General features: G+C 70.1%; 10 protein-coding genes. 8 read left to right on the top strand and 2 right to left on the bottom strand.

All coding sequences use genetic code 11. The annotated features are described in order from the left end of the window. Positions 1-83 precede the first annotated feature (83 nt). The 4 genes from OG607_RS16800 to OG607_RS16785 all read left to right on the top strand — a co-directional run bounded on the left by OG607_RS16800 (position 84) and on the right by OG607_RS16785 (position 6,309). Complete coding sequence (locus OG607_RS16800; RefSeq protein WP_405723982.1) at positions 84-1,742, top strand: extracellular solute-binding protein; 1,659 nt, start codon at positions 84-86, stop codon at positions 1,740-1,742. 248 nt (positions 1,743-1,990) lie between these two features. Continuing rightward, positions 1,991-2,965, top strand: coding sequence for an ABC transporter permease (locus OG607_RS16795; RefSeq protein WP_405736832.1), 975 nt, complete (start codon positions 1,991-1,993; stop codon positions 2,963-2,965). Beyond that, a complete protein-coding gene (locus OG607_RS16790) occupies positions 2,962-3,912 on the top strand; it encodes a carbohydrate ABC transporter permease (protein ID WP_405723981.1) in 951 nt (316 codons plus the stop codon). The genes OG607_RS16795 and OG607_RS16790 overlap by 4 nt, the downstream gene beginning before the upstream one ends. A 180-nt stretch (positions 3,913-4,092) precedes the next feature. Continuing rightward, positions 4,093-6,309 (top strand): WD40/YVTN/BNR-like repeat-containing protein, encoded by a 2,217-nt coding sequence (locus OG607_RS16785; protein ID WP_405723980.1) that lies wholly within the window; start codon positions 4,093-4,095, stop codon positions 6,307-6,309. 267 nt (positions 6,310-6,576) lie between these two features. On the opposite strand, the gene OG607_RS16780 is transcribed toward OG607_RS16785, so the two are convergent. Next, positions 6,577-6,867 (bottom strand): hypothetical protein, encoded by a 291-nt coding sequence (locus tag OG607_RS16780; RefSeq protein ID WP_405723979.1) that lies wholly within the window; start codon positions 6,865-6,867, stop codon positions 6,577-6,579. A gap of 47 nt (positions 6,868-6,914) precedes the next feature. On the opposite strand from OG607_RS16780, the gene OG607_RS16775 reads away from it, so the two are divergent. After that, positions 6,915-7,250, top strand: a complete 336-nt coding sequence (locus OG607_RS16775) for a hypothetical protein (protein WP_405723978.1) — start codon at positions 6,915-6,917, stop codon at positions 7,248-7,250. 100 nt (positions 7,251-7,350) lie between these two features. Here OG607_RS16775 and OG607_RS16770 read toward each other — a convergent pair whose 3' ends face one another. After that, complete coding sequence (locus OG607_RS16770; RefSeq protein ID WP_405723977.1) at positions 7,351-8,319, bottom strand: phosphotransferase family protein; 969 nt, start codon at positions 8,317-8,319, stop codon at positions 7,351-7,353. Between the two features lie 232 nt (positions 8,320-8,551). On the opposite strand from OG607_RS16770, the gene OG607_RS16765 reads away from it, so the two are divergent. The 3 genes from OG607_RS16765 to OG607_RS16755 are packed head-to-tail and all read left to right on the top strand — an operon-like array spanning position 8,552 to position 13,490. Then, positions 8,552-10,564: a beta-galactosidase gene (locus tag OG607_RS16765; protein WP_405723976.1), complete on the top strand. Its 2,013-nt coding sequence runs from the start codon at positions 8,552-8,554 to the stop codon at positions 10,562-10,564. After that, positions 10,561-12,819: a glycosyl hydrolase family 95 catalytic domain-containing protein gene (locus OG607_RS16760; RefSeq protein ID WP_405723975.1), complete on the top strand. Its 2,259-nt coding sequence runs from the start codon at positions 10,561-10,563 to the stop codon at positions 12,817-12,819. Before OG607_RS16765 ends, OG607_RS16760 begins: the two co-directional genes overlap by 4 nt. After that, the gene (locus tag OG607_RS16755) at positions 12,789-13,490 is read left to right on the top strand and encodes a GH12 family glycosyl hydrolase domain-containing protein (RefSeq protein WP_405723974.1); all 702 of its coding nucleotides are present in this window, start codon (positions 12,789-12,791) and stop codon (positions 13,488-13,490) included. Before OG607_RS16760 ends, OG607_RS16755 begins: the two co-directional genes overlap by 31 nt. Positions 13,491-13,795: the final 305 nt, after the last annotated feature.

The raw sequence follows: 13,795 nt of genomic DNA, 5'->3' as shown, positions 1-13,795 counted from the left end.
CGTTACGCCAGCACCTCCCACAGAAGATGCCGACCGGCGGCAGCCCCGCCGTGTGTCCTGGCGCGCCACGAAGGGTTGACGCTATGCCGAACTCCCAGGCTCCGAGCCGGAGAACATTCCTCGCCTCCACCGCGGTCGCGGCGGCGGCCGTGGCGGGCGGGGTCCCGCTGCTGTCCGCGTGTTCTCCCAGCACGTCCTCCACCAAGGGGTCGGTCGCCACGGGCAGCGCGCTGAAGAAGCTGCTGCCGACGTACGTGCCGTCCACCCTGGTCACCCCGGACGTGGCGAGCGTCAATGGCTCGAGCCCCGGTTTCACCAAGCTCCCCAGCCCGCTGGCACAGTCGGTCAAGACGGTCCCCGGCAAGGGGTCCACCTTCAAGGCCATGACGCCGATCTGGGGCACGGTCCCGAAGAAGGGCAACGCGTACTACACGGCCTTGAACAAGGCCGTCGGCGCCACCGTCGACTTCGATCCGCAGGACGGCAACACCTACCAGGACAAGATCGGCGCGGTGCTGGCGGGCAGCGACATCCCGGACATCGTCTGCATCCCCGGCTGGAACCTCACCGGCCAGATACCCAACGCGGTCGTGGCGAAGTTCGCCGACCTGGGCCCCTACCTGTCCGGCGACAAGGTCAAGGACTATCCGAACCTGGCGAACATCCCCACCGCCGCCTGGCAGCTGTCGGTCTTCGGCGAGAAGCTGCGCGGCCTGCCGATGCCCAACCCGGCGATCGCCAACGCGATCTTCTACCGCAAGGACCTGATCGACGGACTCGGCGCCACCCTGCCCAAGTCCACGGACGACCTGCTGGCCTTCGGCAAGGAGTACACCGACGCCAAGAAGAAGGTCTGGGCCTACGACGACCTGTGGACCGGCATCCAGTTCATCTACCACCTGCCGCTGGACGCCCCGCACTACTGGAAGCTCGTCAACGGCAAGCTCGTCCACAAGATCGAACTCCCTGAGTACAAGGAGGCGCTGGCGTTCGCCCGCAAGCTCCACGACGCGGGCGTTGTCCACCCCGACGCCGAGGCCGGCAAGGACGCGGACGCGCAGCTGCGCTTCACCTCCGGCCAGACCCTGATCTACAACGACGGCACCGGCGCCTGGTACGGCCTGGTCAGCCAGCAGTCCACGTCCAACCCCAAGTTCGACATGCAGGCCCTGGACTACTTCGCGGCCGACGGCGGCACCGCGAAGCTCTGGCAGGGCGACGGCGCCGGGATCTTCAGCTTCATCAACAAGGACCTCTCCCCGGCCAGGATCAAGGAACTGCTCGGCATCGTCGACTTCGCCGCCGCGCCCTACGGCACGAAGGAGTACATGCTGGTCAACTACGGGGTCGAAGGCGTCGACTACACCCTCAAGAACGGCGTCCCCACCCGCACCGCGCAGGGCACCGCCGAGGCCCTGCCGGCCACGTACGTCTTCTTCGCCTCGCCGCCCAGCACGATCGCGTACCCCGACCAGCCGCAGTTCGTGAAGGACTACGCGGGCTGGATGGCCCGGCAGACCCCGCACATGGAAAAGCCGATGTTCTTCGGCATGCAGGTCCAGGAGCCCAAGCGCTACGCCTCGCTCTACACCCCCTTCGACGACCTCCAGAAGGACATCCGCCGCGGCCGCAAGTCCATCAGCGCGGTCGACGACGCGATCAGCACCTGGCGCAAGTCCGGCGGCGACGATCTGCGCAAGTGGTACGAGCAGCTGCTGGAGAAGAACGGCAGCGGCGCCTGACGGTTCCCGGGGAAGCGGGAACACGTGGGTTTCGCAGCGGCAACAGGCCGCCGGACGCGCGAACAGCGTCCGGTGGCCAGGGTGGAGTACGAGATGGGGAGCACACCGTGAAATCACGGATCGGCGCCGCCGGCGCCGGGGCGGCGCCGGTGGCCAGGAGCGGCGAGGCGGCCGGGAGCGGTGCCGGCCTTGCGGGCGGATCCGCTGCCGAGGTGCCGGACACCGAGGACGCCGCGCCGCGCGGCGCTGTGATCCGGCAGTCACGCGGCCGTGGAGTCGCGAAGGCCGCGCGGCCCGAGCCGGCAGGCGGGATCACGCGGTGGCAGCGGATGCGGCGGGACCGCACGCTGCTGCTGATGGTGCTTCCGGCGGCGGGGCTGCTGCTGGTCTTCAACTACCTCCCCCTGCTGGGCAACGTAGTCGCGTTCCAGGACTACGACGTCTACGGCGGCGGGATGCTGCACAGCCAGTTCGTCGGCTTCGCCAACTTCCAGCGGATCTTCGAGGACTACCGATTCTGGCAGGTGCTGGTCAATACGCTGACCATCACCTTCACGCAGCTGATCCTCTTCTTCCCGATCCCCATCCTGCTCGCGCTGCTGTTCAACAGCGTTCTCAGCGACCGCATCCGCGGCATCGTCCAGGGCATCATCTACCTGCCGCACTTCTTCTCCTGGGTACTCGTCATCACCGTCTTCCAGCAGATGTTCGGCGGCGCCGGGCTGATCGCCCAGATCCTGCGCCAGCACGGCGGGGGCGGCTTCGACCTGATGACCAACCCCGGGCTGTTCAAGTTCCTGGTCACCGCACAGTCCGTCTGGAAGGACGCCGGCTGGGGCGTCATCGTCTTCCTCGCCGCCCTCGCGGCGGTCAACGCCGAGCTGTACGAGGCCGCCGCCGTCGACGGAGCCAACCGCTGGCGCCGCATGTGGCATGTCACGCTGCCCGCGCTGCGCCCGGTCATCGCCCTGCTGCTGGTGCTCCGTGTCGGGGACTCGCTCACCGTCGGCTTCGAGCAGATCCTGCTCCAGCGCGACGCGGTGGGCCCGGGAGCCTCCGAAGTCCTCGACACCTACGTCTGGTACACCGGCATCCGCACGGGGGACTACTCGTACGCCGCCGCCGCCGGACTGTTCAAGGGCGTGCTGAGCGTGCTGCTCGTACTGCTCGCCAACAAGGTCGCCCACATGCTGGGCGAGCAGGGGGTGTACTCCAAGTCATGACCGCCACGCTCATAGCCCCCGACGGCACGCCGGAGACCCCGCTCCAGCGCATCGACCGCACCGGTAAGCGCCCGGTGTGGGAGGAGGAACCCACCAAGATCGGCCAGGGCCTCAAGGGTGCCTCACTGGTGCTGGTCTGCCTCACGATCCTCGCCCCGCTGTGGGTCGTCGTCATCACGAGCCTCTCGGACACCAAGACCATCAGCGAGGCCGGCGGCCTCGTCATCTGGCCGAAGCACATCACCTTCCAGGCCTACACCGAACTCCTCAGCGGTGGAACCGTCACCCGGGCCACGCTCGTGAGCATCGTGCTGACGACCGTCGGCACGGTCTTCAGCATGGTCATCTCCGTCCTGGCCGCCTACGGCCTGTCCCGGCCCGGGTCCTTCGCCCACCGGCCTCTGCTCATGCTGCTCATGCTGACGATGTTCTTCGGCGCCGGGCTGATCCCGACGTACCTGCTGGTCACGGGAATCGGGCTGCAGGACTCGTACTGGTCCATGATCCTCCCGAGCGCGATCTCGGTCTTCAACATCCTTGTGCTGCGGGCCTTCTTCATGAGCGTCGCGCCCGAGCTCATCGACAGCGCCCGTATCGACGGCGCGGGGGAGTGGCGGATCCTGCTCGGGATCGTCATGCCGCTGTCGCGGGCCGTGATCGCGGTCATCTCGCTGTTCTACGCGGTGGGCTACTGGAGCCAGTGGTTCAACGCGATGCTCTACATCCAGGACAGCGACAAGTACCCCCTGCAGCTGATCCTGCGGCAGTTCGTGCTGCAGCACCAGATGCCGCCCGGCCTCGGCACGGCCATCGGCCAGCAGACGATCCCCAGCCTCGCCGTCCAGATGGCAGTCATGATGCTGGCCCTCATCCCGGTGGCCATCCTGTCCCCCTTCGTCCAGAAGCACTTCCAGAAGGGCATGCTCATCGGCGCGATCAAGGGCTGACGCCGGTTTGTGGGCAGGCGTTCCGCACGGCGGAACGGGTGGGCGCAAACCGTCCACCGGCCCGCAGGCGCCAACGCAACGCCAGAGCAACCCCCTTAACTCCGCTGCGTCCGCCGGGTGCCTGACACCCCGGCGGGCGCGGCGGGCACAGCCCCACCCCACGACAATGAGGTCACTGTCATGCCCCTGCCCAGCAGACGCGCCGTCCTCGCCGGCGCCGCCGCTACCGCCGCGCTGACGGCAATCCCCCTGACCCAGGGCCGGTCGTACGCCGCCACCACGACAGCCGCGGAGGCGGGAACCTACCGCTGGCGGAACGCAGTGATCGGCGGCACCGGATTCGTGACCGGCGTCGTCTTCCACCCGGCGGAGAAGGGACTGGCCTACGCCCGCACCGACATCGGCGGGGCGTATCGCTGGGACGACCGGACGGGGCGCTGGATACCGCTGATCGACCACCTCGGGTGGGACGACTGGAACCTGCTGGGCGTCGAGGCGGTCGCGATCGACCCGGCGCGCCCGAACCGCCTGTACCTGGCGGTGGGGACGTACGCGCAGTCGTGGGCGGGCAACGGGGCGATCCTGCGCTCCGACGACCGGGGCGCGACATGGACCCGTACCGACCTGAGCGTGAAGCTCGGCGCGAACGAGGACGGCCGGGGCACCGGCGAACGCCTGCTGGTGGACCCGCGGGACGCGGACACGCTGTGGCTGGGCACGCGGCACGACGGGCTGTGGAAGTCCACGGACCGGGGCGCCACATGGGCGCAGGCGACGGCCTTCCCGGCGACGGCGAGCTCCTCCGGCCAGGGCGTCACCTTCCTCACCGCCGCCGGCCGCACGGTCTACGCGGGCTGGGGCGACGGCAACGGCGACAGCGGCACCGCCCTGTACCGCACCAAGGACGGCGCCACGTGGGAGGCGGTCCCCGGCCAGCCGTCCGGCGAGGCGGCCAAGGTGCCGCAGCACGCGGCGTACGACTGCCACACCCGCGACCTGTACGTGTCGTACGCGAACGCGCCCGGCCCGAACAACCAGAGCACCGGCTCCGTGCACAAGCTGGCCACCGTCACCGGCAAGTGGACCGAGGTCACCCCGGTCGCCCCCGGCGGCACCACGAGCGACGGCTCGGCCGACACCTTCGGCTACGGCGGCCTGGCGGTGGACGCGCGCCGCCCCGGCACGCTGGTGGTGTCGAGCAACAACCGCTGGGCGGACGGCGACACGCTCTTCCGGTCCACCGACGGCGGGCGCAAGTGGACCTCGCTCAAGGACACGGCCGTGCTGGACGTGTCGCAGACGCCGTACCTGAAGTGGGGCGCCGAGGCGAAGTTCGGCTGGTGGATCCAGGCCGTCGGCATCGACCCCTTCGACTCCGGGCACATCGTCTACGGCACCGGCGCCACCCTCTACGGCACCCGCGACCTCGTCCACTGGGCGCCGCAGATCCGGGGCCTGGAGGAGACGGCCGTCAACAAGCTGGTCTCGCCGCCAAGCGGCACCGCGCACCTGCTGTCCGCCCTCGGCGACATCGGCGGTTTCTACCACGACACGCTCACCGCGTCCCCCGCCGCCGGCATGTCGGCCAACCCCATCCTCGGCTCGACGACCGGCCTGGACCAGGCCGCCCTCAAGCCGTCCTACGTCGTCCGCACCGGCTGGTCGTCCTCGGCCGCGAACGGCGGGTACTCCACCGACGGCGGCCAGTCCTGGACCCCCTTCGCCGCCCAGCCCGACATCGCCTCCAGCGCCCCCGGCCCGGTCGCGGTCAGTGCCGACGGCACGACGCTGCTCTGGGCGCTCATCCACTGGAGCGGCACCACCTACCCCACCCACCGCTCCACCGACAACGGCGCCACCTGGACCGAGGTCGCCACCGCCCCCAAGGGCGCCGCACCGGTCGCCGACCCGGCCGACCCGACGCGCTTCTACGCGTACGACACCACCGCCGGCACGGTGTACGTCTCCACCGACTCCGGCGCGACCTTCACCGCCGCCGCGACCGGACTGCCCTCCGGCGACACGCAGTTCCGCATCACCGCCGCCCCTGGGCGCGGCGGCGACCTGTGGCTGTCGGCCAAGTGGAACGGCCTGTACCGGTCCACCGACGGCGGCGCCACCTTCACCAAGGTCAGCAGCTGCTGGGGCTCGTACGCGATCGGCTTCGGCAAGGCGGCGACCGAGGGTGCGTACCCGGCGATCTACCACGTCGGCAGCGTCGCCGACTTCACCGCCGTCTACCGCTCCGACGACGAGGCCGCCACCTGGGTCCGGATCAACGACGACGCCCACCAGTGGGGCTGGATCGGCCAGACCATCACCGGCGACCCCCGGGTCTACGGACGGGTGTACCTCGGCACGAACGGCCGGGGCATCCAGTACGGCGACCCGAGCTGAGCTTGCGCCGTCAGCGGCTCTCGAACCCGGTGCCCCCGTCGCGATGAAACGGGCACTCGCAGGGCGGAAAGCGGGAGGTCATGACCGGCGCCAGTCTGTCGCCGGTAATGACCTCCACCTCCTCACCTCCCGCGAGACCGATCCGTCACGGGACACCCGGTAAACCCGCATCGTCATGCGGGGACAGCCCTCGGGGCTGGACGCCTGCTTCGGAATGGACGGGCTGTTCGGCCGCCTGTACGCGCTGGTGCGGAACGAGCCGTTCCGCTACAGGATGCGCCGGGTGATCGAGGCGCCAGCTCGGCCTTCGCCGCCATCGACCACATCACGGACACGATCGAGACCTCCCACGCCCACTCGGAATCCCTCGATCTCCGCGCTCACGCGTTCCAGGACGCCGCTGTGCGCCCCCGCGATGAGGCCGAAGAGGCCGTCGTTGGACACCGCCACATTGCCGTGCTGCTGGGCGTAACGGCGGGTGTGCTGGAAGTCCTCGGCGGCTCTTCCCACCTGCGAGGCGTAGCTGTCGAGATCATCCGGTTGAACGTCGAATCCCATGCATGCATCCCCGTGTCCGATTTTGACTCTGCGGTACGTTGCCCCACATGCCGAACCGAACGAACGATGACCTCCAGGGCGAACTGAACCGGTCTCCGTTGTCCGCGGCGTACGGCCAGGAACCCCGCGCCGAGGTGTGGCAGCGGATCAGGATCAACGTCCTGGGGCTCTCGCTGCTGCTCGCGGTGATGACCGGTCTCGGCTCTCTCGCCCTGCTGTTCGTGGGCGGAGGCGTCTTCGTCGGCATCGTCGGTCCGCTGCTGATGGCGGCGGCGGCGACGGGCGCGATCAGGGGTTATCGGCGCCGTGAGTGGCCGTGGTCGCTCGGTGCCCTCGCCATCGTGGTCGCCTGGTTCGCGGTGATGATGATGGCGCTGAACTGAGCTGCTGCGGGCGCGGTTCCACGTCCAACTCGACTGAGCTCCAGGGCCGGACGGGCTGATCCAGCCCGCCCGGCGATTGAGGGCGGAACCGGCCACCGTCCTAGCCGAGCTTCCGCAAGGCGCGGACCGCGTCGCCGAGCATGCCCCGGGAGAAGGCGATGTGGTCCGCGTCGGTGTAGCCGCGCGGGCCGCATTCGACGACGAGCAGCAGCCCGAGGTAGAGCCGGTAGAGGGCGAGCCGGTGGTGGAGGGAGGGCGTGAAATCGAGCCGGCCGCCGGCTTCGAGGTATCCGGCGACGAGGGGGCTGCCGGGGCCGGTGTCACCGCCGAAATCCAGGGAGACCAGTTCGGCGGCAGGGTCGCCGTAGAAGGCCCGTTCGTGGTCGATGAGGCCGGTGACCGACCCGTCGGCGATGAAGATGTTGCCGGGCCACAGGTCGAAGTGGACCAGTGCGGGTTCGGTGACCTCGGCGAGCGCGCCGGTGCCCGCCGCGACCAGGGACCGGACCTCGGCAGGGGTGACGTCGAGTTGGATCTCCCAGCGGTCGGCGTCCGCCAGCAGGGCGTCCGTCATCGCGGTGAAGGCCGTCGGCCAGTCGGGCCCGCCGAGGCCGGCCTCGGGGGCCGGATAGCCGAAGCGGCCGTCGGGTGAGCGGACGGTGTGCAGCCGTGCGGTGATCCGGCCCAGCTCGCGGCGGAGCGCTTCCTGGCCGTCGGCCTTGTCGCCGCCGGCCTTGTCCCAGGGGAGGCCGTCCAGGACCGAGATGACGAGGAAGTCCGGGCCCTGGTGGATCAGTTCGGGCTGCGGGACGCCGGCGACGGCGGCCAGCTGCCGGTAGACCATGGCCTCGGTGGCCATGATGCCCAGCTCGTAGCGCAGCACCGGTACGCCGTCGGGCGGGGCGACCTTGACGACGGCCGGACGTCCGTCGTCGAGCCGGACCCGGTAGGCGCTGTTGAACCAGCCGTCGGTCAGCTCGCTCTCCATCCGGCAGCCGGTGCCTGACGAGCGGCGGAGCATGGCGTCGAGCTCGCCTGCGGTGAGCAGGCGCTTCGTCTGGCTCTGCATGTATAGGTACCTTCATTCGATTTAGTCGAAGCGCTTCGATGTTGTTTTCCGCGCTTCGGGCTGTCAAGGCGTAGGGCGGGGCGATTCCCCCGGATTCGTACAGTGGAACGGGGATTCCGGCGCTTCTGTGTTTACGGATGTTCATGTCACTGGGCTCTTGCGCGCTCTGACTCCCGCCCTTAACCTCGCAGCAATATTGAAGCGCTTCGACAGTCTCAGGAGTCAGCCCGTCATGCCCGACCTGAACGACGCGACCCGCGGCCGCATCCTCTTCGGCGGCGACTACAACCCCGAGCAGTGGCCGGAGGAGGTCTGGGGCGAGGACATCCGCCTCATGCGCGAGGCCGGCGTCAACAGCGTCACCGTCGGGGTCTTCTCCTGGGCCAGGCTCGAACCGCGCCCCGGGGCACGGGACTTCGGCTGGCTCGACCGGCTGCTCGACCTGCTGCACGCCAGTGGCATCGGCGTCGTCCTGGCCACCCCCACCGCCTCGCCGCCGCCGTGGATGGGTGCCCGCCACCCGGAGACGCTGCCGCGCGACAGGCAGGGGAACGTCGTCTGGTACGGCTCGCGCAACCAGTTCTGTGCGTCCTCGCCGGTCTACCGTGAGTACGCCGCGCGGATCACGGAGGACCTCGCGGCCCGCTACGGCAGCCACCCCGCGCTGCGCATGTGGCACATCAACAACGAGTACTGCACCTACTGCTACTGCGACGAGACCGCCGCCCACTTCCGCCGCTGGCTGCGCGCGAGGTACGGCACGCTCGACGCCCTCAACGAGGCCTGGGGCACGGCCTTCTGGAGCCAGCGCTACGACTCCTGGGAGGAGCTGATCCCGCCCCGCCAGGCCCAGTACATGATCAACCCGACCCAGGGACTGGACTTCCAGCGCTTCACCTCCGACGCGCTGCTGGAGTGCTTCACCGCCGAGCGCGACATCGTAGCCCGGCACACCCCCGACGCAGTCCCGGCCACCACCAACTTCATGCCCTTCTGGATCGGCCAGGACGCCTGGAAGTGGTCCAAGGAGGAGGATGTCGTCTCCGTCGACATCTACCCGGACCCCAGGGATCCCTTCGGCGGCGCCTACAACGCCCTGATCCACGACATGACCCGCTCCCAGGCCGGCCCCGGCCCGTGGATGCTCATGGAGCAGGCCGCCGGACCCGTCAACTGGCGGGGCGTCAACCACCCCAAGCCGCGCGGCATGAACCGGCTCTGGTCCCTGCAGGCGGTGGCCCGGGGCGCGGACGCCGTCTGCTACTTCCAGTGGCGGCAGTCCCGGCAGGGCGCCGAGAAGTTCCACTCCGGGATGCTCACCCACGCGGGGGAGCGGGGGCGTACGTACCAGCAGGTCAAGGCGCTCGGCGCCGATCTCGGCAAGCTGGCGGAGGCCGTCGGTTCGGGGGTTCGCGCCGAGGCGGCCGTGCTGATGGACTGGGACACCTGGTGGGCGCACCAGCAGTCCGGCCGCCCCTCCAGCAAGCTGGACTACCCGGAGGTCGTACGGGCCTGGCACCAGGCCCTGTGGACCCAGAACGTCACGACCGACTTCGTCCACCCCGAGTCCTCGCCGTCGGAGCTCTCCCGCTACCGGCTGCTGGTCGTGCCCAACCTGTACCTCGCCGGGGATGCCGCGATCGAGGCCCTCGTGGCCTACGCACGCGGTGGCGGGGTGCTGGTCGGCGGCTTCTTCACCGGAGTCGCCGACCAGGACGACCGGGTGCGCGACGGCGGCTTCGACGCGCGGCTGCGGGAGCTGTTCGGCGTCGACGTGCTGCACGAGTGGTGGCCGCTGGACGAGGGGGACACCGTCGGCGTCGACGGTGTCAACGGCGGCTTCAACGGGACCGTCTGGTCCGAGGACCTCGACCTCCTGCCGGCCGCCGAGGTCATCGCCGCGTACAAGGGCGGCGAACTGGACGGCGGCCCCGCCGTCATCCGGCACCAGGTGGGGGAGGGCGCCGCCTGGTACCTCTCCACCCTCCCGGAACCCGACGCGCTGCGCGGGCTGCTGGCCCGCGCCGTCCGGGAAGCCGGCGTACGGCCTCCGCTCGATCGCTTCCCCGCCGGAGTCGAGGCCGTACGCCGTGGCGAGCTGCTCTTCGTCCTCAACCACGGGCAGGAGCCGGTGACCGTCCCGGTCGAGGGCACGCGGGAGGACCTCCTGTCCGGCACCGTCCACGCGGGTGAGCTGGTTCTTCCCCGCTACGGCGTCGCCGCCCTCCGGGAGGTCGTGGAGTGATCTGGGAGCCCGCCCCGGCCGCCCGTTGGGAGGACGCCTTCCTCTCCGGCAACGGGCGGCACGGCGCCATGGTCCACGGCGACCCCGCCGACGAACGGATCATCGTCAACCACCATCTCCTCGTCCGCCCCGACGGCTCCGGCTCCGAGCCTGCCCGCGCGCCGTATCTGGCCCCCGATCTCGACCGCCTCCGCGACGACGTCCTCGCCGGGCGCGCCGCGTCCGCCGTGGCCCGCGCCACGGCCGGTCGCGAGCTGCGGTGGGTGCGGCCCTTCCATCCTGCTTTCGCGTTGCGGGTGATGCGGCCGACGGCGGGTCTCGCCGGCTACCGGCGGGAGGTGGACTTCCGCACCGGCGTCATACGTTCCGCCTGGACCGAGGGCGCGGGCTCCTGGCGTGCCGAAACGTTTGTCTCGCGAGCGGATGACGTCATCGTCCACCGCCTTCTCCCGCCCGAGGGGGCGACGGTCTCCGCCGCGCTGAGCCATGACGTCCTTCTGGAGGGGGCCCCGGCCGACCTGGATGTCAGCGTGGCCGTTACCGGCGACCTGCTGCGGGTCGAGGTGGCGTTTCCGGACGCGCCCGGTTCCGGGTACACCGGCTGGACCCGGGTCGTCGGGACAGGCGGCGGTGCGGTGGAGGTCGACGGCACGACGCTGCGGGTGGCGGGCGCGGCCGAGCTGGTGCTGCTGACGTGGGTCGAGCCGTGGGCGCTGTCCCGCACCCGCACCCCGCATTCTCCCGCCGTAAGGGCCGGGGCCGGAGCCTGGGACGACCTCCTCGCGCGGCACAGCGCCGCGCACCGCACCGCCTACGACCGGGTCACCCTCGACCTGGCCGTGCCGGAGGCGGTCGCGGCGCAGCCCGTGTCCGAACTGCTGGCGCACCCGCAGAGGAACAGAACCGCCATCCTGGAGCGGCTGTTCGCCGCCGGCCGCTATCACCTGCTCTCCTCCTCCGGAATGCTGCCGCCCCGCCTCACCGGCATATGGACCGGCTCGTGGGACACGGCCTGGTCCGGGGCCTTCACCTGCGACGCCAACCTCAACCTGCAGATCGCCTCCGCGGCGGTCGCGCAGCTCCCGGAGGCATCGCTCGCCCACGCCGAATTCGTCAGGGCGAACCTCGACGACTGGCGGGACAACGCGACCCGGGTCTTCGGAGCGCGCGGCATCGTCGCGCCCGCGCACAGCGACGGACTGTCGGGCGGGGCCTACCACTTCAATGACGACTACCCCCTCCACCTCTGGACCGCCGGAGCGGACTGGCTGCTGCACCCCCTCCTCGACCACGCCACCGTCACCGGCGACGAGGAGTTCGTACGCGAGACACTCGTGCCGCTCCTGGCCGAAGCAGCCGCGTTCTACGAGGACTTCCTCACCCGGGCGGATGCGGACGGGGAACTGCTGCTCGTCCCCTCCTACTCACCGGAGAACACCCCGGCCGGTGCGGACAGCCCCGTATCGGTGAACGCCACCATGGACATCGCGGCGGCCCGCCACGCCTTGCGCGCCGCGGGCAACGACGCGCTCGCCGAGCGGCTGCCCGGCTACCGGGTCAACGAGGAGGGGGCGCTGGCCGAGTGGGCGTGGGCGGACGCGAAGGACGCGTACGACCACCGGCACATCAGCCACCTCTACCCCGTGTGGCCGCTGGACGAGATCAATCCCTTCGACACCCCCGAGCTGGCCCGCGCGGCGCACCGGGCCCTGGAACTCCGCGGTGCGGAGAACGACTCGGCGCACGGATATCTGCACACCGCGCTCGTGGCCGCGCGCCTGGGCGACGCGGAACGCGTGGAGCGCGCGCTGACGGCGGTCCTGGACGGCGACTTCTTCCACCCCTCCCTGATGAGCGGGCACTACCCCCACCGCCACGTCTACAACGCCGACGCGGCGCACACCCTCCCCGCTGTGATCATCGAGGCACTGATCCACTCCTCCCCCGACCGGATCGTGCTCCTCCCCGCCGTACCCCCCTCGCTCCTCCCCTCGGGAACGCTGCGCGGCCTGCGCACGCGCTGCCGCGTGACCGTCACCGAGTTGAGCTGGGACCTCCGGGCCGGGCATGTCCGGGCGGTCCTCAACTCCGACTTCGACCTCACTGTGAACGTACACCTGGGCACTGACAGTGACCCGATTCCCCTTGAGCTCCCCGCCGGACAGGACATCGCGTTCGACGGGGTGATCCCGCAACACCCCCCACACGACAAGGGAGTCGTACCGTGCAACGAGCCGCTCGCAAGCTCATCCTGACCCCGCTGATAGCGCTGCTGGCGCTCATCGGCTTCGCCGCCGCCCCCGCCCAGGCGGCCACCTGGTCCTCGTGCGACCAGTGGGGCAACTGGACCAGCGGCAACTACACCGTCTACAACAACATCTGGGGCAGCGGCGCCGGCACCCAGTGCGCCTGGGCCAACTCCGGCAGCAACTTCGGCGTCTGGGCCCAGCACCCCGACACCGGCGGCATCAAGTCCTACCCGAACTCCACCCGCTACGTCGGGAAGACGATCTCCTCGCTGGCCACCCTGACCAGCAGCTACAACGTCACCGTTCCGTCCTCCGGCGCGTACAACACCGCGTACGACGTCTGGGACAGCGGCAAGACCAAGGAGATCATGCTCTGGATGAACTACAACGGCGCAGTCGGCCCGATCGGCAGCTCCATCGGCAACCTCACCCTCGGCGGCCACACCTGGACGGTCTACGTCGGCAACAACGGCAACAACGACGTCTACTCCTTCGTGCGCACCTCCGACTCCAACTCCGGCACGGTCAACATCCTCCCCATCCTCAACTGGCTCCGTAACACCAAGGGCTACATCAGCAACTTCACCGTCGGCGACGTCCAGCTCGGCTGGGAGATCACGTCCTCGTCGGCCGGCCTGAACTTCCAGGCCAACAGCTACAGCGTCTCCTTCAGCTAGCCGGGCCCATGGCAGAGCCCCCGCCGCGCGGTGCATGCGCGGCGGGGGCTCCACGCCCCACGGTAGCCCTAGGGCCCTTCTGATGGATCTCCGTGGCGTCGCGTGCCCTGGCACCAGCGCTCGCGGCGTTGCCGAAACGCCCACAGGAAACCACCCTGTGGGCGCTCCGGCGCCTTGCGATCACAGGCACCAGACCCCGCTCCTTCTCCCACGGAGATCCATCAGAAGGGCCCTAGTCCTGGGAACGGGTGGCAAGCTCTGATCTTGCTCAAGCGGTGATTCGCGGCGCGGGCCGTGCGGAAGGG

It is taken from the genome of Streptomyces sp. NBC_01537 (genome assembly GCF_045040445.1).
Classification (GTDB): Bacteria; Actinomycetota; Actinomycetes; order Streptomycetales; family Streptomycetaceae; genus Actinacidiphila.
The sequence above is the reverse complement of the archived record's forward strand: the minus strand, read 5'-3'. Positions and strand labels throughout refer to the sequence as shown.

Coding starts and splice junctions, on each gene's coding strand:
- OG607_RS16780 (WP_405723979.1), bottom strand. CDS start 6,867: ATGGGATTCGACGTTCAACCGGATGATCTCGACAGCTACGCCTCGCAG.
- OG607_RS16800 (WP_405723982.1), top strand. CDS start 84: ATGCCGAACTCCCAGGCTCCGAGCCGGAGAACATTCCTCGCCTCCACC.
- OG607_RS16775 (WP_405723978.1), top strand. CDS start 6,915: ATGCCGAACCGAACGAACGATGACCTCCAGGGCGAACTGAACCGGTCT.
- OG607_RS16785 (WP_405723980.1), top strand. CDS start 4,093: ATGCCCCTGCCCAGCAGACGCGCCGTCCTCGCCGGCGCCGCCGCTACC.
- OG607_RS16765 (WP_405723976.1), top strand. CDS start 8,552: ATGCCCGACCTGAACGACGCGACCCGCGGCCGCATCCTCTTCGGCGGC.
- OG607_RS16790 (WP_405723981.1), top strand. CDS start 2,962: ATGACCGCCACGCTCATAGCCCCCGACGGCACGCCGGAGACCCCGCTC.
- OG607_RS16770 (WP_405723977.1), bottom strand. CDS start 8,319: ATGCAGAGCCAGACGAAGCGCCTGCTCACCGCAGGCGAGCTCGACGCC.